Genomic DNA, 20019 nt, shown 5'->3' with positions numbered 1-20019 from the left:
CCCGCGCGGGACAGGGCCGGCCCACTCCCGGCTCTGTCCCGCTCCTCCGTTCCGGCTAAAATCTATTGGTTAACAAAATTAGCGGCTAGCATGCGGCTTCATGGACACGAACGACTCGCGCAAGCCCCTGAACGTCAACCCGATCATCCCGGGCTTCTATCCGGATCCCTCGATCTGCCGGGCCGGCGAGGACTACTACCTGGTGACGTCCAGCTTCGAGTACTTCCCCGGCGTCCCCGTCTTCCACAGCCGCGACCTCGTGCGCTGGGAGCAGGTCGGAAACGTTCTGGACCGGCCCGCCCAGTTGAAGGTACGTCCGAGCCGGGAGGGGGCTAGCGCCGGTGTCTACGCACCCACGATCCGCCACCACGACGGCGAGTTCTGGCTGGTGACGACGAACCGGGACGACGTGATGAAGGGCCATCTCATCGTCCGCGCGAGCGACCCCGCGGGCGAATGGAGCGACCCCGTCCACACGACCGGGGCCATCGGCATCGACCCGGACCTGGCCTGGGACGAGGACGGTACCTGCTATCTGACGTGGTCGATCCCGCAGGGCATCGCCCAGACCACCGTGGACCCGTCGACGGGCAAAGTGCTCTCGGAGCCCCGGATCACCTGGACCGGCACCGGTCTGGCCCACACCGAGAGCCCGCACCTGGTCCGGCGTGGCGGACTGTGGTACCTCGTGGTGGCCGAGGGCGGCACCGGCCCGGGGCACGCCGTCTGCGTCGCCCGGTCGGATTCCCCCACCGGCCCCTGGGAGGCGCACCCGGGAAACCCGGTCCTCTCGCACCGCAGCACCCCGCACCCCGTGCAGAACACCGGCCACGGCGATCTGGTCGAACTGCCCGACGGTTCCTGGGCGATGGTGCATCTGGGCGTGCGACCGCGCGGATCGTTCCCCGAGTCCCATGTCAACGGGCGCGAGACCTTCCTGACCGGCGTGGACTGGGTGGACGACTGGCCTGTGATCGTCGAGGACCGGTTCACCGTCCCCGAGGCACCCACCGCCTTCACCGACGACTTCGGTGCCCCGGCCCTGCACCCGCGCTGGATCGCGCCGGGCACCGACCCGCGCTCCTTCGCCCTCCCTGATCCGGGCAAGGGCCTGCGCCTGCTGGCCGGCCGGGCACCCGAGGCACGGGACGCCGAACGCCTGCTGTCCGTCCGGGCACGCGACGCCTCCTGGACCGCGACCGCGGCCCTGCCACAGGGCGACGCGGCCCTGGTCGTACGGATCGACGACGCGCACTGGTTCGGGGTGGAACGCCGGGGCGGCACACTGTCGGCCCGCGCGGTCGTCGGCCCGCTCGACCAGGTGCTGGCCACTGCCGACGGGATCGCGGCGGAGCACCCGCTCGCTCTCCGCGCGGTGGCCAACACGGAGCAGTACAGCTTCGCCAAGGGGCCGGACGAGATCCACCTCGGCCACCTGGCCGGGGACGAGTTCCACACGCTGGCCACGATCGACGGGCGCTACGTGTCGACCGAGGTCGCCGGGGGCTTCACCGGCCGGGTGATCGGCGTCGAGGCGCTCGGCGCGGACGCCCGCCTCACCCGCTTCTCCTATGCTCCGGATCCCACCCCGGCCGCCACTCCTCTGATATGACACGTCCGGGCGGGGCTGGATGAGGTCGTCCGGCCCCGCCCGGACAGCGGTGGAGGACTACTCCGCGTCCAGTGCGCCACCCTTGCGGGCGACTTCGCCGAGCCAGGCCAGGCTCGGCTTGGGTGTGCGCTCGAACGTCTCACGGTCGACCTCGATGAGCCCGAACGTGGGCGCCCAGTGGCCCCATTCGAAGTTGTCCAGAGCCGACCAGTGCAGGTACCCGCACACATCGATGCCGTCGGCGACCGCTTCGTACAGGTGCCCCAACGCCCCGGTGGTGTAGGCGATGCGGCGCGTGTCGTCGGCCGTGGCGATGCCGTTCTCGGTGACGAGCAGCGGGATCGACCCCTCGGTGGCCTTCCAGGCATCCCGCAGCGCAATGCCGAGCGCGTCGGGACGGTAGGCCCAGCCCGTCAGCGTGTTGTCCGGGTGCTCGGGGTGCGGCACGACGCCTTCCGCGTCGACGGTCTGGCTGGTGTAGGACTGCACACCCAGGAAGTCGTCCCCGCGGGCCCCATGGTGGTAGAGGTCCTCCCACGCCCACTTCAGTTCGGCGTGCCGTCGCTCGGCGCCGGGGGCGGGGACGAGGCACTGCTGCGCCACGGTCCAGCCGGCCTTCGCCGAGGTGTGCGCGTGTACGAGGCTCACGGCGGCTCGGTGCGCCCGCACGAGGGCCTCGCCGATCTCCTGACTGGGGGCGGGCATCCGCGTTCCCGTGGCGAGCGTGATGTCGGCGCCTGAGGCCACGGCTGCCACCATGCCGCTCATCAGGGCGAGCATGTTCGGCTCGTTGATGGTCACGACCCAGTTGACGCCGTCGAGGATCCCGCAGACACGTTCCACGTACCGGGAGAACCTGTCGACGGCCGTCGGGCCCGTCCAGCCGCCCTCGTCGGTGAACCAGCGGGGGCTGGTGAAGTGGTGCAGGGTGACGACCGGTTCGAGGCCCAGGTCGCGTGCGGTCTCGATCATGCGGCGGTAGTGGGCCAGTTCGGCCCTGGAGAACTCGCCGGGTTCCGGCTCGACGCGGGCCCACTCCACGCCGAACCGGTAGGCGTTCAGGCCGGCGTCGGCCAGCAGCCGCATGTCCTCGCCGTAGCGGTGGTAGCTGTCGCAGGCGTCGCCGCTGAGTTCCAGGCGGCCTTCACTCTGGTGCTCCGTACGCCACCAGTCGCTGTTGAGGTTGTTGCCCTCGATCTGGTGCGGAGCGGTGGAGGCTCCCCACAGGAAGTCGGGGCGCAGGTCGGGCTTACGGCTCATCGAGTCGCCTCCAGGATCTTTGCCAGGTCGTCGGTGGTCACGGGGACGCCGGGGAAGTGCAGGTACTGACGGGCCGGGATGGACGCGACCATCTCCAAGAGGTCACTGTTGGCCTCCGCCTGTCGCCGCTGTTCCCCGGTGGCCCCGGCCATGAGGGCTTCCTTGAGCAGCGGGCCCGCGACCGGGTGGGCGAACCAGTCGCCGATGGCCGAGTCGAGGGAGAGGGCGGTCGCGTCGGTGTCGCCGGTGAGGGTGATCGTCTGTTCGGCGACGACGTCGGCGGCGCTCTCGCCGATCTGGATGCTGTACGCACCGGGGGCGACCGTCCAGCCGCGGCCCGCTTCGATGTCGTAGTAGGCAAATGCCCGGCGATCCAGCGGGAGTTCGACGGTTCGGGACTCCCCCGGCCGTAGGGCGACCTTGGTGAAGGCACGCAGCTCGCGCACGGGGCGGCGGACCGGTCCGGCGGTGGTGGCGACGTAGACCTGGACGACGTGCTTGCCGGCCCGTTCGCCGCTGTTGGTCACCCGCAGCCGGACGGTGGCGGTGTCGTCACCGGTGACGTCGACCGTCAACTCCCCCGTGTCGAAGGTCGTGTAGCTCAGCCCGTGCCCGAACGGATAGCGCACGGCACGTCCGACGGTCTCGTAGTGGCGGTAGCCGACCATCACACCCTCGCCGTAGCGGACGTGACCCGCTTCGCCGGGGAAGGTGAGGTAGCTGGGGATGTCCTCGAGGCGCAGCGGAATGCTCTCCGCCAGGTGGCCGGAGGGATTCACGGTGCCGGACAGCACGTCCGCGAGGGCGCTGCCGCCCGCCTGTCCGAGGAGCCAGCCGGCCACGATGGCGTCGACGTCGTCGTGCCAGGCCTCCAGGGACACCACACCGCCGGTCGAGAGCACGACCACCGTGCGGGGAGCGACAGCCGCCACCGCCCGCACCAGTTCCACTTGGTCGGCAGGCAGGTCGAGGTGCTGACGGTCGGAGCCCTCGGTCTCCCCGCGCAGACCGGCGAACACCACGGAGACCTCGGCGCCGCAGGCGGCCCGCACGGCTTCCTCGCGCAACTCCTCGGCGTCCTCCTGCCCTCTCGTGGTGAACCCGGGGGCGTACGTCACGGGGTGGCCCAGGGACCGGATCGCCTCCAGCGGGGTGTCGACGCGGGTGGCGTTGACGAGCGAGCTGCCACCTCCCTGGAACTGCGGCCGGGCGGCGAACTCACCGATGACGGCGAGGCGTACGCCCTCCGCGAGCGGCAGGGTGTACTTCTCGTTCTTCAGCAGGACCACGCACTCCGCGGCCACCTCACGGGCAAGGGGGTGATGCTCGGCGTCCGCGTTCGCATCGGATTCCGAGGGGACGGAGAGCGCTGGCAGATTGGCCACGCGCCGTACGCTCGCGTCGACCAGGGCCTCGTCCAGGACGCCTTCGCGTACCGCCCGTACGATCTCCGCGTCGTGGGCGTCATCCGGGCCGGGCATCTGCAGATCGAGGCCGGCCGCCAGCGCCGCCACCCGGTCGCCTACGGCACCCCAGTCGGAGACCACCGCGCCTTCAAAACCCCACTCCGCACGCAGCACATCGGTAAGCAGCCAGATGTTCTCCGAGGCCGGGACACCGTTGACCCGGTTGTAGGCGGCCATGACGGCGGCCGGGCGGGATTCGGTGACGACGCGTTCGAAGGCCGCCAGGTAGATCTCGCGCAGCGTCCGCTCGTCGACCTCGGCGCTGACCCGCATCCGGTCGGTCTCCTGGTTGTTGGCCGCGAAGTGCTTGACGGTCGCGCCCACGCCTTGCGCCTGCACTCCGCGCACGAACGCCGCGCCCAGCACACCGGACACGAGCGGGTCCTCGGAGTAGTACTCGAAGTTGCGTCCGCACAGGGGGGACCGCTTGATGTTCACTCCGGGGCCCAGGACGACGCCGACGCCCAGCGCCCGGGCCTCCCGGCCCACCGCCTCTCCCACGCGGGCGGCCAGTTCAGCGTCCCAGCTCGATCCGATCGCGACGGCCGGGGGGAAGCAGGTGGCCGGCTCACTCGCGTGAAAGCCCAGATGGTCGGCGCCGGCCCGCTGGCGCCGGATCCCGTGCGGCCCGTCTGTAAGCACCACCGCGCGCAGGCCCGCCTCGTCGAGTGACGGTGTGGACCAGAAGTCCCCTCCGGAGAGCAGGGACGCCTTCACTTCCAGCGGGAGGGAGGCAGGGTCGGGCTGCTGCATGGGCGGGGTCCCTCCAAAGTCACGAGAATATTTCGACGTCGAAAATCTATCACTCAAAAAATTTAGGAGCTAGCCTGCGCGCTGGGAGCACAAGGGCTCCACCCGTACGAAAGGGCCGGGGTGCCGCATGACACTCAACGTCGAGTCACCGCACAAAGAAGAGGGCGCAGGCAAGGTGGGCTTCGGTGTGCGGTTCGCACTGATCCTGGTCGCGCTGCTGTGGGCGTCCCAGCTGAACGGCCTCATCGGACTGATGGGTTCGAACGCCCAGTCCCAGATCGCGATCCACTTCCGCACCACGGAGATCGCCTGGTTCACCCAGATCGGCTCGCTCATCGGCGTCTTCGCGACGCCGTTCATCGTGAAGGCCGCCGGGATCTACGGCAAGAAGCGACTGCTGGTCGTCATCACCACGCTCGGCCTGGTCGGTGACCTCATCGCCGCCGTCGCCACCAACTACGAGACGCTGCTCGTCGGACGCGCCGTCGCGGGCTTCTACGGACCGTCGATCGCGCTCGTCTTCGCACTGGCCCGGGATGTCTTCCCGCCCCGTCTCGTCGGTCCGGCGAGCGGCCTCCTCGGCGGCGGCATGGGTGTACTGGCGCTGGGCGGACCGTTCCTGTCCGGCTGGATTCTCGACGACTTCGGCTACCGCGGCGTGCTGTGGTTCATGGTGATCGCCACCGCGATCAGCCTGGCCGCCGTGCTGTTCCTCGTGCCCGGGAGCCCCGTGCGCGAGGCCCGCACCCCCACCGACTGGGTCGGCGGGATCCTGCTGGGCGGCGGCATGGCGTCCATCCTCTACGGCGTCGGCAAGGGCGGGCAGTGGGGCTGGACCAGCGGCGACACACTCGCCTTCATCGGGGGCGGCGTAGTGGCTGTGATCGCCTTTGTCGCGGTCGAGCGCAAGGTCGCCCACCCGATGTTCCCCATCACCCTGCTCGGGCGTCGCCGCGTCTGGTCGACGTTCCTGGTCACGGCCCTCATCATGGCGGCGGTCTTCGCCCAGGGCACCGTGCTCAACCTGCTCGTCCTCATGCCGGACATCCCCGGCCTGTCCGACGGCCTGGGCTGGACCGCCACGAAGAACGCCTGGGTCAGCGCGCCGAACAGCGTTCTCCTCCTCGCGGTCTCGGTGGCGACCGGAATCCTGGCCCGGCGCGTCGACTCACGGCTGCTGCTCGGCATCGGCGGCGCGTGCGTGGCCATCGGCGTCGCCCTCATGTCCCAGTTCCACCACACCGTCGCCCAGTTCATGACGATCGGCTTGCTCAGCGGCATAGGGATGGGCATGGTCGTCGCCCTGGTCCCCATCATGGTCATCGAGTCGGTGAAACCGGAGGAGCAGGCACTGGGCAACGGCGCCCAGAGCATGATGCAGGGCGTCCTCCAGGCCGTGCTCACCCAGGTGGCGTTCGCGGTCGTCGCCCAGGACAGCAAGGTGATGAAAGGCACCGCCTTCTACGTCGACGACAGCTACACCAACGGACTCCTGCTCTTCGCCGGTGTGGTCGCCGTGGCCACTGTGCTCGTCACTCTCATCCCCAAGTCCAAGCGCCTCGACGAAGCCGAGGTGGGGCAGGCGGTCTGACCCGCTCCTGCTCCGCCGCCGGCTCCGGAGCCCTTCCGGAGCCGGCCGGCGACGTCCGAGCCCGTAGTCGCAGGGCCCGGTGAAGAGGCCACTCGGCGGCTCGGCCGGACATCAGGGGAGTTCTTGCACGTGGGACCCCGGTCGCACGAGAGTGCGGTTGACTTGGGCTCGGGGCTCAAGACGTCAGGATCGAGGGGACCGACTCGTGTGCAGGATGGATGTGGCCGCCAAGGAGGCGGCGATCGCTCGATTCCTCCACCAGTACCCGCGGGCAGTCGACGCGGGCCGTGGCCATCCCGCCCTCCAGGGGTGTGAGGATGTCCTCTGGTCCGCATTCCCGGAGTGCCCCGCCGCGATCCCGGTGCTGCTGCGAGGTCTTCTCGATCAGTCCGCCGCGCCCGAGGCCAGACGAGTGCTCACCAACTCCGTTCTCGGCATCAACGAGATGAACCCGGCCGCGCCCTCGCTCGTGCCGTTCCTCTTCCGTCTGGCAAGTGACCCGCAACTCCCCGGGCGGTCAGGGCTGCTGGAGCTTCTGGTTTCGATGGCCGGGTACTCCGAGCCGATCGACGCCGGCAACGAGGGCATGGTGCAGTGGTTCGGCAGCGACAACGATCACCCTGAGCGTGAGCAGTGCCGGGCCGTGTTCGCGGAACACGCGAGTGCGGTGGCCATGCTGGCGGAGGGGCTGCCCAGCCTTGAACGTCGAGCGACGCTTCGGCGGGCCGCCGGGCTCCAGTGAGAAGCTGTGTCACATCCTCTTTCCGCAGGTCATAGGACATAGGGGTGAAGAGTGATCGTTCTTGCCGTTCGGTTCGGTGTCCATCCGACGCCGACCCGAACGGCAAATGAGAGATCGTCAGGCGGCTGCCGTGAGAGAGGCCGGGACGATCTTGTTTCGACGGCTCTGGCGGGTGAGGCGGCGGGTCATAAGGGTGATGAACGCCCACTGAATGTGGGCTTCGGCGTGGGACATGAGGCGTTCGTAATCCCGCGAGTTGCGGCGGGCCCGCATCGTCCACGAATTCGACCGTTCAACCACCCAGCGCTTGGGCAGCAAAACGAAGCCCTTGGCGTCCTTGGGCCGGGAGACGACCTTGACGGTAATGTCGAGGGCGTCCTGGGCCCAGGTGGCGAACTCCTCGCCGCCGTAACCGTTGTCGGCCCAGACCAAGACGATTTCGGGGTGCTCGACATGAAGGCGGGTCAGCAGCACGCGGGCCGCGTCGCGGTCCTGGACGTCGGCGGGCGTGACGAGGAGGTCGACGAGAAGGCCGTCCTGGTCGACCAGAAGATGTCGCTTCCTCCCGTTGATGTGCTTATTGGCGTCGTAGCCGCGCGTCGCCTTCGATACGGTCTCCGCGCCCTTGACGGACTGCGAGTCCACGATCACCCGGACCGGCCAGGGACACCGCCCTCGCCGCAGCCGCAACTGCCGGCGGAGCTGGTCGAGGATGCGCCGCAGGACGCCGCCCTTCGCCCAGCGGGCGAAATACCCGAACACCGTGCGCCACGGAATGCCGAAGTCAGCGGGCAGCGCCCGCCACTTCGCCCCGTTGTCGGTGATGTAGCGGATGGCGTCGACCACGCGGCGGCGGGGCCACTTCTCCGGGGCCCCACCCTTGGGGGTCTGGCAGGCGGGGGTGGGCAGGAGCCGTTCCAGCAGGGCCCATTCGAGGTCGCTGGTGTCGGAGGGATAGCGGTAGCAGGGCAGCGGCATGACGGGGCGCCGGGCCGCGACCGGAAGAGAGAGCCAACTGCCGGGCGGTCGCGGCTCGTTGCCTTTCCGGGGGTTACTCCAGGTTGGCGAGGAGGTGCAGGGTGGACTCGATCGCGCCCATCTGCGCCATGACCGTGCGGATGTAAGGGTCGTCGGGCTTCTTCTTCTGGTGCGGCAGGAGGATCCCGGCAATGAAGTTCTCCACCCGGTGGTGGACGGACTCGAAGAACGCCCGCTCGTAGCCGATCCAGACCTCCGGCGCGTCCTCCAGCATCCGGTATCCCCACGTCTTGTCCCAGGTCACCGGCGGAAGTCCCTTCGCCGCGGCGACCTGGCGCAGGTGCGCGAGCCCGGTGTGGACCTGCGCGCGGGTGCGCTCGGTGGCCGCCATCAGCTGGATGATCGTCAGACCGGCGGGGCGGGCCTCCAGCAGGGCGGACAGGATGGCTTCGGCGTGGATGTGAGCGGGAACGCCCCGCCCCATCGCTACTCGCCCGAGCCCTTCAGCAGCTTCTGAAGCTGCTCGTCCAGGTCGACCTCGCCGCGGGTGACCGCGTTCTCGATCCAGTCCGCCGAAGCTCGCACCCGTGCAAGGCCCCGCAGGATCGTCTCGCGTTCGGCGTCGTCGTAGGGCGCGCTGCGCAGGTTCGGCACGATCCTTCCGGCGGTGACGGTGAACTGTGTGCAGACCGCGACCAGGTCCATGAACTGGGTGTTGTGCTCCATGCGCCGCAGCTGGTCCAGTTGCGGAGCGGCTTCCTCCTGCCCGTACTGGACCTGCTGACGGAACTGGTCGAACTGCGCCTCGTTCACGGCGTGCCTGGCCGTGCCGTCAGCCATGGCCTTCGAAGCGACCGCCGGGCGGCGCAGGAAGTCGGTGGCCACCCGCGCGGCGACCTGGTCGTCGGCGGCCAGGTCGTGGATCGCGTCCACCTTCTCCTGGACGCTCTCGGGGGTGTCGACCTTCCAGCCGACGATCCTCTTCGCGCTGTCGTGCGTCCAGCGCGCGGGCCCGCTGCGCGGATGGGGCGGGGGTTGTCCACCGCCTCGAACCGCTCGTGTTCGTCCGCGATGGAGGCGAAGATCTTGTGGATGGTGTGGGAGACATCCGCCCGCCGACGTTCCTTCGGCCAGCGCGAGGCCACCCACCGATAGTCCCGGATCGTCGTGTAGGCGAGGCCGACGTCCTCGGCGAACAGGCGCAGCGCCTCGCTGACCGTGAACAGTTCCTCGTTGCCCGACGGGTTGGAGCCGCCGTAGGGGCGCATCGGCTCGATCTCCGTGGCCGCGTCCCCGAGCTGCCACTGGACGCTACTCATCGTGGCGACCCAGTCCCGCCCCAGCTTGACCAGCTCGTCGTAGCGCTGCCGGGTCACACTGCCGACCATCCCGGTCATCCGGACACCACCCCCACGAGCCCCGGGGACAACACCCTCGCGTACCGTCAACTCGCCCTGGATGCCCGTCACTTCGCACAATCCGACCGCCTCGCCCCGGAGGTAGGGGCGTACCGGCCCGGCGCTCGAAGCAGCCCCACCGCTACCGGACGCGCAGGCTCACGCCCCATCGGACTGCGCGCGCCGCGCATTCCAGGCCCGTTTGCGGCAGACGGGAGAGCAGTAGACAGCCGAGACGGGACGGCCGACCCCGACCGTCCACACCGCCCCGCACTGCGGACACGAGGCCACAACACCGGCCTTCACCGCCTCGGTCCGTGCCTTCGCCCGCCGCATCCGCCGCCAGTGCCGCGAACGACACGCCGCCGCGCAGAACACCGCCGTCGACTTCACCGACGGCATCAACGCCACCCCGCACCCCCGGCACAACCGCGGCCCGCTCTCGTCGGCCGCGACAACGACCAACCGCAGCCGGGGCACCCTGTCACCGCCCATGCCGTCACCGTACGGCCGGAAGCCGCCGTCACCCAGCCGGGCAGGTCAGTCGACGGGGTCTTCGGTCCATACGAGCGTCCCGGGGAAATCCGGGTCCCTGTCAGTTACTTCCCACTCGTCGTCGCCCGGCAGTATCGCGATCCAAGGAGGCGGTGAGACCAACAGGTTCCCGACGAAGTCCAGGGCACTAGTGAAGGAGCGCCAGAGGGGATCACGTTCCCAGGCGAAGCCCTGCTCGATGTCCCACTCGCCAATACGGCCTGTCCTGATGTCGACCAGGAGCTGGATAACGCTCAACGTTGCGAACGGGACGAGGAAGGGTTTGTCCCCTTCTGTCAGGTTACAGTCATCCGGTGCTGCGTACTTCAACCAGGTCGCACGCTTCTTGAGGATGTCCTCGACGCTCAGGAGCGTGAACCCGGGCGGGAGAATCACGGTCAGGCCTGAGCCGTTGTGACGTAGCAGTGAGCGTTCGACATCGTCCGGTAGCTGCCCGCCGAGAGACTCGTACAGGGCATCCAGGTCTGCGCGAGTACACGGAGCCGGCAATGAATCTTCCTCCGGCGCATGCTGGGCTATCCAGCGTTCGATCTTGCCCCACGACTCCTCGACACTCACGCGCCCTCCTCCACCCAGCCAGAGGCCAAGGATCCCAACTCATCAACGGCAAGGACACCCACCGGAGTTCAAAGACGGTTTCTGAGGCCGGCCACATGAGCACGCCCTCGCTCCGTCAGGAACGAGGGCGTTTGCCAGCTCCGTCCTTGCTGCGAGCGAGGACGGGGCCGCTTCTCGTTGTCATGCAAGGACCCGACACAGGCACTGAGGTTCCGGCGGCCCAGGATGACGCCGCGAGTCCCCACCGCGCGGCATCAACCGCAGAGCATCGCCGCGAAGAAGTCGAGCGAGCGGTCGACCTCTTTGAGTGACGGGCCTCGGTTCAGGTGACCGTGGGGCATTCCCGCCGAGAGGTACGTCCGGACCGGGACACCGGATTCCTCCAACTGCCGGGCGAGCAGGTCGCCGGAGGGGCGGAGGTCGTCGTACTCGGACAGGACGATGCCGGTCGCGGGAAGGCCGTGAAGGTCCGCCGCCCCGGGCATCGCTTCCGCGGGGAGGTCGGTCAGACGGCCCACGTAGTTGCGCACCATGAACTCGATCGACGCGTTGCTGAACCGCAGGAGCGTCGGCAGTTCCCGCATCCCGGCCGACGTCTCGTCGTCCAGGGCCGGGTTCGGGAAGTGGGCGAAGGGATAGGCGAGCAGCAGGGCGTCCGGGCGAGGTCCGTCCTGGTCGCGGAGCCGGATCGCCGTGGACAGGGCGATGGCCGCGCCCGCGCTCGCACCGCCCAGCCCGACGGCACCGGAATCGGGCCTGGCGTTCTCGGCGAGCCAGAGCCAGGCTGCGTGCGCGTCGTCCACGGGAACCGGGTAGCGCGTGCCGTCCACGGCCAGCCGGTAGCCGACGGAGACCACCAACGCCTGTGCTCGAGCGGAAAGTTCGGCGGACACGGCATGCGCTTCCGGCATGTCGAGATCGCCGCCCATGAACCCGCCGCCGTGCAGCCACAGCAGGGCGCGACGGGGCTCCTCACGCGGGGTGTAGACCCGGACGGGAACGTCCCCGTGGGGGCCCGGGACGGTGCGGTCCTCGACGGAGACGTCCGGCATGACCCACTCGCCGGGGTCGCGGAAGTACTCCATGAACCGGGCCATGGCCTCCGGATCCGCCTGGGCGTCCTCCCAGCTGAGGCCGTCGAGAAGGTGCGACTTCGCGGCAAGGAAGGGATCGAGTGGCATGGATGCTCCCAGGTGGTCGAGTCTCCAAAATCTATCATTGTTAAAATTTCAGGGCCAGGTTCAGCCTGCCTCCGGCCCGGAGGCGGGCGTGGGCTCCAGCAGCCGTGTGAACGTCTCGGCGATCGCTGCGATGTCCACCGTGGGGTCGTGCATCCACTGGATCTGCAGACCGTCCAGCACCGCGAGCAGCGCCCTGGCGAGGTGCTCGGCCGGTTCGTCGGCCCGGATCCCGCCGGCTCGCTGCTCTTCCTCGAAGTCCCGCGTGACCTCGGTCGCGAGCCCCCGGTAGCGCTCGGTGAAGTAGCGGTGCGCGGGGCTCTCGGGGTCGGTGGCCGCCGCGGAGAGCGTGACGTACAGCTTGGCCAGACCGGGGTGGTCGGTGGTGTGGCGGGTGCTCGCGACCATGCCGTCGATCATGTTCCGATGCTCCGCCGCGGCGGCACCGGCGGAGGCCTTGCCCATCACGTCCCGCCGCTCCAGCACCGCGAGCAGCAGCTCGTCACGGGTGGGGAAGTAATAGGTCAGCGCCGGCTGTGTCACCCCGACCCGGTCGGCGATGTCCTGAAGAGAGGCTCTCTCCCCGTACTCGTCGATGGCCTCGTAAGCGGCCTGGAGGATCTGCTCCCGTCGCTCCGCGCTCTTGCGGTACGGGCCTCGTGGCTTTCGCTGGTTCGTCACTCGTCAGACCGTACTTCACCTCGTGCGGGGACAAGCCGGGTGTGGCCTGTGCGGATGGGCCGGGATGGATGCCTTCAGGGCGCGGCGGAGCGGACGCGCTCACCGGTGTCGGTGAGGCGCCCGCTCCGCCCCTCGGCCGGCCGGCCGCCGGTGTGTCAGGGCACCGGGAGCCGCCGGCCGTTTCAGCCGACCGTGACCGTCGCCGCGCAGGGGAGTGCGTCGGCGGCGAGTCCGGCCAGTACGGTGACGTCGCCCGGTTCGATGCCGCGGCGCCCGTCGGTCAGCGTGTAGTGAAGCCGCTCGACGGGGGCTTCGAGGGTGAGGTCCCGGGTCTCCCCCGCGGCGAGGCCGACGCGGGCGAAGGCGATCAGCTGGCGTACCGGGCGGACGACGGTGGCGAACTCGTCACGCGCGTAAAGCTGTACGACCGTCTCGCCGTCCACGTCGCCGGTGTTCGCCACGGTGAGCCGGGCCCGGATCACACCGCCGGCCAGTTCGACCGCCGGGCGGTCGTCGCTCTCGTCGAGCGCTACGTCGAAGGTCGTGTACGACAGCCCGTGGCCGAAGGCGTAGAGAGGTCCCTGGGTGGCGAGGTCGCCGTAGCCGTGGCGGGTGCCGGTCGGGTGCTCGTAGCCGCTGCCGTGGTGGTGGCCGTGGTAGAGCGGGATCTGGCCCAGGTGGCGCGGGAAGGTGCTGGGCAGCTTGCCGCTGGGGTTGATCCGGCCGAACAGGGTGTGCGCGACGGTGGTGCCCGCCTCCTCGCCGAGCAGGGGTGCGAGCAGGACGGCGTTGGACACCTGCGCCGCCCTCTCCAGGAGCAGTGGGCGGCCGGAGACGACCACGGTCACCAGTGGCTTGCCGGTGGCGGCCAGGTGCTCCAGGAGTTCCTCCTGGTCGCCCGGCAGGGTCGGCGAGGCCGTCGACTGGCCCTCGCCGGCCGTGTTGTTGCCGACCCAGCCGGTGCGTTCGCCGAGGACCGCGAGAACCACGTCGGCGTCGGCCACCGCGGCCCGCACGGTTCCCGAGTCCAGGGAGCCGTCGTTCTCGAACCGGCCCAGCGACACGAACTCGACCTTCGCGTCCAGCTCCCGCACTGCGTCCAGCACCGTCGGAGCCTCGGGGTGGAGGTCGCGGGCCACGTCCTCGAACGTGGGGTCCATGCCGGGCATGCGGGTCTGGAAGATGTCCGTGAAGTTGAAGGTCGCCGGGTCGACGCCGGGGACCTTGCCCTCCATGACCGCCATCATGCCGAGCGGCATCTCGGCGTTGGAGACGGAGGTGTAGGCGCCGAAGTGGATACGCAGTTCGTCGGCGGCGGGCCCCACGACGACGATTCGACGCTCCCCCGGCGTCAGGGGCAGGATGCCGTCGTTCTGGAGGAGGACCGTGCTGCGCGTCGCGATGGCGCGCCGGATCTCGGCGGCCCTCTCGCGATCCGGACGTACCGCCGGTGCGGGGGCCGGCCCGAAGCCGGGGACGAGCCCGACGCGGGCCTTGATGGTCAGCACACGCGCCACGGCCAGATCGACGACCTTCTCGTCCAGGCGGCCGGCGGTCACCTCGTCCGCCAGACACACGTAGTTGACGTTGTTCGGCAGTTCCACATCCAGGCCGGCGGACAGGGCCTGCACTGCCGCCTCGCCCTCTGTGCGGGCGGTGCGGTGGTGGGTGCGCAGCAGGTTGACCGCGTCGTAGTCGCCGACCACGAGGCCGTCGAACCCGAGAGCCTCGCGCAGGAACTCGGTGAGCAGCCAGCGGTTGGCGGCTGCGGGCACGCCGTCGATCTCGTTGTAGGAATTCATCACCGACGACAGCCCCGCCTCCGCGATCGCGCGGCGGAACGGCTCGGCGTACTCGTCCACCAGCGCGCGCCGTCCCAGCTGCGTGACGGCCTGGTTCAGCGCGCCCTCGGAGGAGCCGTAGCCCAGGAAGTGCTTGCCGGTCGCGAGGACACCGGGCTCGGCCTGCGCGCCCCGCACGAACGCGACGGACAGCTGTGCGGCCAGTTCCGGGTCCTCGCCGTACGTCTCGTGGACACGGCCCCAGCGCGGGTCGCGGTTGATGTCCATCACCGGGGAGAACATCAGCTGGATCCCGGCGTCGAGCATGTGCGCCGACGTCACCGTGGCGGCCTGCCGTACCAGCTCGGGGTCCCAGGTCGCCGCCTGCCCCCACGCCGTGGGGAACTGCGAACCGGAGGCGTGCAGGAAGCCGTTGATGCCCTCGTTGTGGACCAGCGCACCGATGCCGAAGGGTGAGACCTCGCGGACGACGAACTGGATCTGCGCGAGCAGTCCTCGCATGCTGTCGGCGTCGTCGCCCAGGAACCACGCCAGGGACAGGTGTCCCACACCGTGCGGGCGCAGGTCGTGGATACGCCGTGCGTCGACCGTGGGGCCGCCGCCGTCCGACGGTTCCCGTGTGAACAGGTCGGCGGCGCTCAGGCCGGCGAGCTGGGCGACCTTCTGTTCCAGGGTGAGCCGGGAGACCAGACGCCGGATGTCGTCAGGGGTCCATGCACCAGTGGCCATGTCAGGTTTCCTTCGTCAGTGAGTCGTCGGGCCGTCAGGGCCAGACGGTGAAGCCCTCGTGGTGGACCTGCCAGCGGCCGTCGCGCGGGAAGCCGGGGCAGTCGGTGCCGGCGGAGTCCCAGCCGGCCGCCATGAGGGACACGGCCGCGAGGAGGCCGCCGTTGGCGGAGTTGTAGAGCGGCAGCAGGCTGCCGAACTGCGGGTTGTGGCCGACCGCCGAGTACGCGTTCCTCGGGGTGTCCATGAGCAGGGCGGCCACCGCCAGGTCGGGACGGCCCACCCGGGCGGCGGTCATCGCCATGACGGGGAAGTCCCAGCCCCAGGCGGACTCCCACTGCCAGTCGCCGAGGACGTCCAGCAGCGTCGCCTTCATCACACCGGCGTCGACGAGCGGGCCCGCGGGCAGGACCCCGAGGGCGCACAGCAGTGAGGGGTGGTCGTCACGGCGCAGGTAGGGCTCGGTCGCTACGGCCGTGTAGACCCCGTCCCGCTGGTGCGGCGCGGCCAGGTTGTCCTGGATGTGCTGCCATCGCTTGTCGCGTTCCCGGCCGAGGCGTTCGCGCCAGGTCTGGGCGATCTCCAGCCCGTACCACCAGTAGGCGAGTTCGAAGGTGGGGTCTTCGGTGGCTTTGGCATCGTAGAACTCCTGCGCGGGCATCACCGGGGCGGGCAGATGGAAGGTGCCGGAGCGCTCCTCGACGAAGGAGGCCATGAACCGGGCCGTCTCCTCGACGAGTTCGGCGAAGCGGGTGACCAGGTCCGGCCGGTTGTCCTCCGGCAGGCCGCGGTGGAGCAGTTCGAGAAGGTAGAGGGGATGGGGCTGCTGCCAGACGAGGAGTGAGCCGATGTCCGACGGGCTCTCCTGGCCGTCCGGGCCGACCTGCTTGGGCCAGCGGGCGCCCTCGTAGCTCTGCCGCCGTGCGGTCTCGCGCGCCTTGTCGAGGATGGACAGGTACCAGTCCATGCTGCGGGCGAGCAGCTCGGGGCGCCCCCACGCGGCGAAGTGGGCCGCGTGCCACCAGTGCATCTCCAGGTGGAACTTGCCGAACCAGGAGTTCGCGACGAGTCCCGACTCCTGGGGTGGCAGCGAGCCGGAGCTGTTCACGGCAGTCACGTACTGCGACAGCACGACGCGGCGCTCGAGCTCGGCCGCCCGCGGGTCGGTGCTCCCCGCGAAGTCGACGGCCGCACCGGACATCCAGAAGTCACGCCACCAAGCCGCGGCCGCATCGGAGACCGACGCGAAGGCGCCGTCGGACAACTCTCCGTCGGGAGAGAAGCCGACCACCAGCTCCAGCGTGGTCGCCGATCCGGTCAGCTCGAACTCGTGCGGCTCCCGCGCCACGGACAGCGCGCCCTCGGTCCAGTCGAGCCGCACCTCGTACGACGTGTCGTCGAGCACCCGCCGAATGCGGGCCGTCCGCTCCCCCGACAGCTCTAGTGTCGACTCGTGCCGGTCGGGCGATGCCCAGTCGGAGGTCTGGAAGAAGCCGTCACTCGCGTACGGGAACCGGAGAACGACCCCGGCCAGGCCGCTGCTCAGCAGCTCCGACTCGATCCGGAAGGCGACCCGTGTGTGCCGCGGGTCGGCGACCGTGGTGACCCTGACCTCCTGGCCGGCGTACTCGAAGCGGCTGGTGAGCGTGCCCGACCACAGGTCGAGCCGCTGGCGGGGGTTGGTGAGCGCGCCGGGGTCGCTCTCCGGCTCGGCGCCCGGGGCGTTACGCAGTCGCAGTCCGACCCGGCCGAGGTCGATCCGGTGCGGGTTCATGTGCAGCCAGGCCCCGGCGCGGAACTCGTCGGCCAGTTCACCGCCCATCATCGAGGCGGTGTCGAACTTGTCCGGGTACCGCACCGGTCCGCGTGCCGTCCGATACGTCGACATGGCGTCGTCGAGAACGAACCCGTCGGGGTTGGGCATCGAGTGCCAGCCCCAGTTCGACAGGGTCGCGTTGGTGACGGCGAGCCGCTGCTCGGCGAAGGCGGTGGACTGGTCGTGGTAGTCGACGAAGGTCTGCATGCCGGTGATGTCGGCGGTGTAGGCGAAGTCGCCGTTGCCGACGGTCAGGACGTGGGAGGGGTCGGGCCGGCTGATCTCGATGGTGTGGCGGCGTACGAGGGACTCGCGGTCGATCTTGGTCACCGTGTCTCCTGGTGGTGGGGCTCTGCGGTGCTATTCGGCCGTGACGACGACGTCCACCGGGTCGCATCCCGGCGCGGTCGCGGTGAGGCGGATCTTGCCGACACCCGTGGGGCGGAGAACGGCCAGCGCGCGGCCCTCGTACGTGCGGCGCTCCGTCGCGTCGAACCGCTCCTCGGTCGACGGGTCGGCGCTGCCGAACCCGATCAGTTCGCCCGCTCCGGAGACCTCGACGCTCACCAGGCGGTCGGCGGCGGTGTGGCAGGTGCCCATCGCATCGGTCAGGGTCAGGGTGACGTAGGCCAGATCGCCGCCCGCCGCACCGATGACCTGCCGGTCGGCTTCGGCGGTCAGCCGTAGCGGACCGTTGGCCCACTGCAGGCTGGTACGGCCGGTTTCGACGCCGCCCCGGTAGGCGATGGCGACCAGTTCCCCCGGCACGTAGACGATCTCGAACTCAGTGCGGAAGCCGTGCTCCGCGCCCACCGGCCGCCGCCCGAACGAGTTCCCGTTGCCGATGAGTTCGACCTCGTCGGCGTCGCTGTAGACCTCGACCGTGATCGGCTCACCCTCGAACCCGGGCCAGGTCCAGCCGGCGAGGCTGTCGCTCCAGGCCCACGGTGACCCCGTCCAGGTCTTTCCGTGGTGCTCGGGCCTGCGGACCGCGATGTACGGCTCGGACCGCAGACCGAAGACGATCTCCCGGTAGTAGGAGGCGGGCCGGCGGTGCCCGGTGATGTCGATGTCACCGCACCCCGCCACCAGGTACGGGTACGGCGCGTTGTGCGCGTGCAGGAACCCGTCCTCGGTGAGGTACTGGGGTCTGCCGATACCGACCTCGCCCAGGTAGTCCCAGCCGGTCCAGGTGAAGTCGCCGATGACGTGGCCGTACTGGCCGACCAGCCGCCAGTTGCCGGCGATGTGGGTCGGGAAGGTCTCGGTGCCCAGGATGATCCGATTCGGGAAAAGGTCCCGGTCGAGGGCGTAGCGCGCCTCGGCGTAGTTCATGCCGGCCACGTCCAGGAGGGCGAAGGACTCGGCCGTGCGCTCGGTGACCAGCTCGGAGGAGCTGATGGTGTTCATCGCGTCCCCGGCGTCCGCCATGAGGGTGTTGATGCCGGCGCCGTCCTCGGCCGCCTGCTCCATCCACTGCTCTCGCAGGGCACCCAGCTCGGACATCACCGCGAGCATGCCGTTGACGGCGTTGGTGACGTAGCGGGTCGGGTCCAGGGACCGGACCTTCTCGGCGAGCCTTCGCCCCCACGCGGCACCGAAGCGCGAGCCCGTCTCGGGAATCTCGTTGCCGATCGAGTACATGATGACGCTGGGGTGGTTGAAGTCCTTGGCGACCATCGCCTCGACGTCGCGTTCCCACCACTCGGGAAAGCTCAGGCTGTAGTCGTACTCGCTCTTGCCGGAGGTCCACACGTCGAACGCCTCGTCCACCACGAGCATGCCGACGCGGTCGCAGGCGTCCAGCATCGCCTTGCTCAACGGCTGGTGGGAGCTGCGGATCGCGTTGAAGCCGGCGTCCTTGAGGATCTCCACCCGGCGTTCCTCGGCACGGGCATGGGTCGCCGCGCCGAGCACCCCGTTGTCATGATGGACGCAGGAGCCGCGGAGCTTCACTGTCTCGCCGTTCAGGCGCAGGCCGTGCTCGGGGTCCAGGCGCAGTGAGCGGATGCCGAAGGTGACCTTCTCCTCGTCCAGGTCCCCCAGGGACACTTGGCAGTCGTAGAGACTCGGTGCCTCTGGGCTCCACAGGGCCGGGGAGGGTACGTACAGGCGCTGCCGGACGGTCACCGACTCCCTGGGCAACACCGTGACCTTGGAGGTGTCGGTGGCAACGATGCTCCCGGCGCTGTCCCGTATCGCGGTGACCACGGGGATCGTGCGGACCTCGATCGAGTCGTTGGCTACGTCCGTCGCGACCTCGACCACGGCCCGCGAGTCGTCGATGTCGGGTGTGGTGACCCGGACGCCGTCGGGCACGATGCGGACCACGTCGCCGACGAGCAGCCAGGTGTCGCGGTAGATCCCCGCCCCCGTGTACCAGCGGGAGTCCCGGTGGGTGCGGGCCTCGACCCGGATCTCGTTCTCCTCGCCCTCGCCGAAGCGCAGGTAGCGGTCGGCGTCGATGCGGAAGTGCGAGTATCCGTAGGGCCGTTGGCCCGCGTAGTCGCCGTTGATGTGGACGGTCGCGTCGCGGTACACGCCCTCGAACTCGACGAAGATCCGCTTGCCCCGGTACTCCTCGGGGACCGAGAAGCTCTTGCGGTACTCGAAGACTCCGCCGGGGAAGTAGGCCCCCGCGGCGTTCTCCATCGTGACGTCGCCGTCCGGAGCGATCCGCCGCTGCTCGATCAGGGCGTCGTGCGGCAGCGTCACCGGCTGGAAGGGGACCACCTGACCGGACAGTTCGGCGAAGGGGTTGACCTTGGGCCGGACCTGCCAGCCGTCGTTGAAGGACGTGCGGATCATGTGGACTCCATGAGTTGTCGGCTCGCCGTCGTAGGGGCGCGAAGCGCTGCCCGGACGGCATCGCCGGGAGTGACCGCGATAGGTGCCAGTGCCGAA

The 20019-nt window shown here is 69.7% G+C and carries 13 protein-coding genes and 2 pseudogenes; 3 read left to right on the top strand and 12 right to left on the bottom strand.

All coding sequences use genetic code 11. The annotated features are described in order from the left end of the window. The first annotated feature begins 100 nt into the window (after positions 1-100). Complete coding sequence (locus ACZ6I3_RS09225) at positions 101-1612, top strand: glycoside hydrolase family 43 protein (RefSeq protein WP_469413084.1); 1512 nt, start codon at positions 101-103, stop codon at positions 1610-1612. A 57-nt stretch (positions 1613-1669) separates the two neighbouring features. On the opposite strand, the gene ACZ6I3_RS09220 is transcribed toward ACZ6I3_RS09225, so the two are convergent. Further along, positions 1670-2872, bottom strand: a complete 1203-nt coding sequence (locus ACZ6I3_RS09220; RefSeq protein WP_469413082.1) for a glycoside hydrolase family 1 protein — start codon at positions 2870-2872, stop codon at positions 1670-1672. After that, positions 2869-5091 carry a glycoside hydrolase family 3 C-terminal domain-containing protein gene (locus ACZ6I3_RS09215; RefSeq protein WP_469413080.1) on the bottom strand — a complete coding sequence of 741 codons (2223 nt, stop codon included), beginning with the start codon at positions 5089-5091 and terminating at the stop codon, positions 2869-2871. The genes ACZ6I3_RS09220 and ACZ6I3_RS09215 overlap by 4 nt, the downstream gene beginning before the upstream one ends. Positions 5092-5218: 127 nt before the next feature. On the opposite strand from ACZ6I3_RS09215, the gene ACZ6I3_RS09210 reads away from it, so the two are divergent. Both ACZ6I3_RS09210 and ACZ6I3_RS09205 read left to right on the top strand, forming a co-directional pair. Then, positions 5219-6682, top strand: a complete 1464-nt coding sequence (locus ACZ6I3_RS09210) for an MFS transporter (RefSeq protein WP_469413078.1) — start codon at positions 5219-5221, stop codon at positions 6680-6682. 220 nt (positions 6683-6902) lie between these two features. Continuing rightward, positions 6903-7424 carry a hypothetical protein gene (locus tag ACZ6I3_RS09205; RefSeq protein ID WP_469413076.1) on the top strand — a complete coding sequence of 174 codons (522 nt, stop codon included), beginning with the start codon at positions 6903-6905 and terminating at the stop codon, positions 7422-7424. A gap of 168 nt (positions 7425-7592) precedes the next feature. Here the strand turns inward: ACZ6I3_RS09205 and ACZ6I3_RS09200 are convergent. The 10 genes and pseudogenes from ACZ6I3_RS09200 to ACZ6I3_RS09155 all read right to left on the bottom strand — a co-directional run. Then, positions 7593-8402 (bottom strand): annotated as a pseudogene (locus ACZ6I3_RS09200) (IS5 family transposase); the annotation flags it as partial. Positions 8403-8475: 73 nt separating this feature from the next. Next, positions 8476-8886, bottom strand: a complete 411-nt coding sequence (locus ACZ6I3_RS09195; RefSeq protein ID WP_469413074.1) for a RacP protein — start codon at positions 8884-8886, stop codon at positions 8476-8478. Between the two features lie 2 nt (positions 8887-8888). Continuing rightward, on the bottom strand, positions 8889-9551 hold the full coding sequence (locus tag ACZ6I3_RS09190; protein ID WP_469413073.1) for a DUF6192 family protein: 663 nt from the start codon (positions 9549-9551) through the stop codon (positions 8889-8891). Beyond that, positions 9485-9670, bottom strand: a pseudogene (locus ACZ6I3_RS09185) (DUF6192 family protein); the annotation flags it as partial. The gene ACZ6I3_RS09190 and the pseudogene ACZ6I3_RS09185, both read right to left, overlap by 67 nt. A gap of 669 nt (positions 9671-10339) precedes the next feature. Then, a complete protein-coding gene (locus tag ACZ6I3_RS09180; protein ID WP_469413071.1) occupies positions 10340-10912 on the bottom strand; it encodes an SMI1/KNR4 family protein in 573 nt (190 codons plus the stop codon). Positions 10913-11166: 254 nt separating this feature from the next. Continuing rightward, positions 11167-12093, bottom strand: a complete 927-nt coding sequence (locus ACZ6I3_RS09175; protein WP_469413069.1) for an alpha/beta hydrolase fold domain-containing protein — start codon at positions 12091-12093, stop codon at positions 11167-11169. A gap of 60 nt (positions 12094-12153) precedes the next feature. Continuing rightward, entirely contained in the window at positions 12154-12771 is a 618-nt protein-coding gene (locus tag ACZ6I3_RS09170) for a TetR/AcrR family transcriptional regulator (protein WP_469413067.1), read from the bottom strand. Between the two features lie 182 nt (positions 12772-12953). Next, positions 12954-15302 carry a glycoside hydrolase family 3 N-terminal domain-containing protein gene (locus ACZ6I3_RS09165; protein WP_469413066.1) on the bottom strand — a complete coding sequence of 783 codons (2349 nt, stop codon included), beginning with the start codon at positions 15300-15302 and terminating at the stop codon, positions 12954-12956. Positions 15303-15336: 34 nt separating this feature from the next. Then, positions 15337-17445 (bottom strand): hypothetical protein, encoded by a 2109-nt coding sequence (locus tag ACZ6I3_RS09160; RefSeq protein ID WP_469413064.1) that lies wholly within the window; start codon positions 17443-17445, stop codon positions 15337-15339. Positions 17446-17475: 30 nt separating this feature from the next. Then, positions 17476-19923 carry a glycoside hydrolase family 2 TIM barrel-domain containing protein gene (locus ACZ6I3_RS09155; RefSeq protein ID WP_469413062.1) on the bottom strand — a complete coding sequence of 816 codons (2448 nt, stop codon included), beginning with the start codon at positions 19921-19923 and terminating at the stop codon, positions 17476-17478. Positions 19924-20019: the final 96 nt, after the last annotated feature.

Source organism: Streptomyces sp. NPDC041940, from assembly GCF_055589465.1.
Note: the sequence above shows the minus strand (reverse complement) of the source record. Positions and strands in the feature narration are given on the sequence as shown.

What these genes read in the sequence shown, in the direction of transcription:
- ACZ6I3_RS09225 (WP_469413084.1), top strand. Translation starts at nt 101, where the DNA reads ATGGACACGAACGACTCGCGCAAGCCCCTGAACGTCAACCCGATCATC.
- ACZ6I3_RS09220 (WP_469413082.1), bottom strand. Translation starts at nt 2,872, where the DNA reads ATGAGCCGTAAGCCCGACCTGCGCCCCGACTTCCTGTGGGGAGCCTCC.
- ACZ6I3_RS09215 (WP_469413080.1), bottom strand. Translation starts at nt 5,091, where the DNA reads ATGCAGCAGCCCGACCCTGCCTCCCTCCCGCTGGAAGTGAAGGCGTCC.
- ACZ6I3_RS09210 (WP_469413078.1), top strand. Translation starts at nt 5,219, where the DNA reads ATGACACTCAACGTCGAGTCACCGCACAAAGAAGAGGGCGCAGGCAAG.
- ACZ6I3_RS09195 (WP_469413074.1), bottom strand. Translation starts at nt 8,886, where the DNA reads ATGGGGCGGGGCGTTCCCGCTCACATCCACGCCGAAGCCATCCTGTCC.
- ACZ6I3_RS09175 (WP_469413069.1), bottom strand. Translation starts at nt 12,093, where the DNA reads ATGCCACTCGATCCCTTCCTTGCCGCGAAGTCGCACCTTCTCGACGGC.
- ACZ6I3_RS09165 (WP_469413066.1), bottom strand. Translation starts at nt 15,302, where the DNA reads ATGGCCACTGGTGCATGGACCCCTGACGACATCCGGCGTCTGGTCTCC.
- ACZ6I3_RS09155 (WP_469413062.1), bottom strand. Translation starts at nt 19,923, where the DNA reads ATGATCCGCACGTCCTTCAACGACGGCTGGCAGGTCCGGCCCAAGGTC.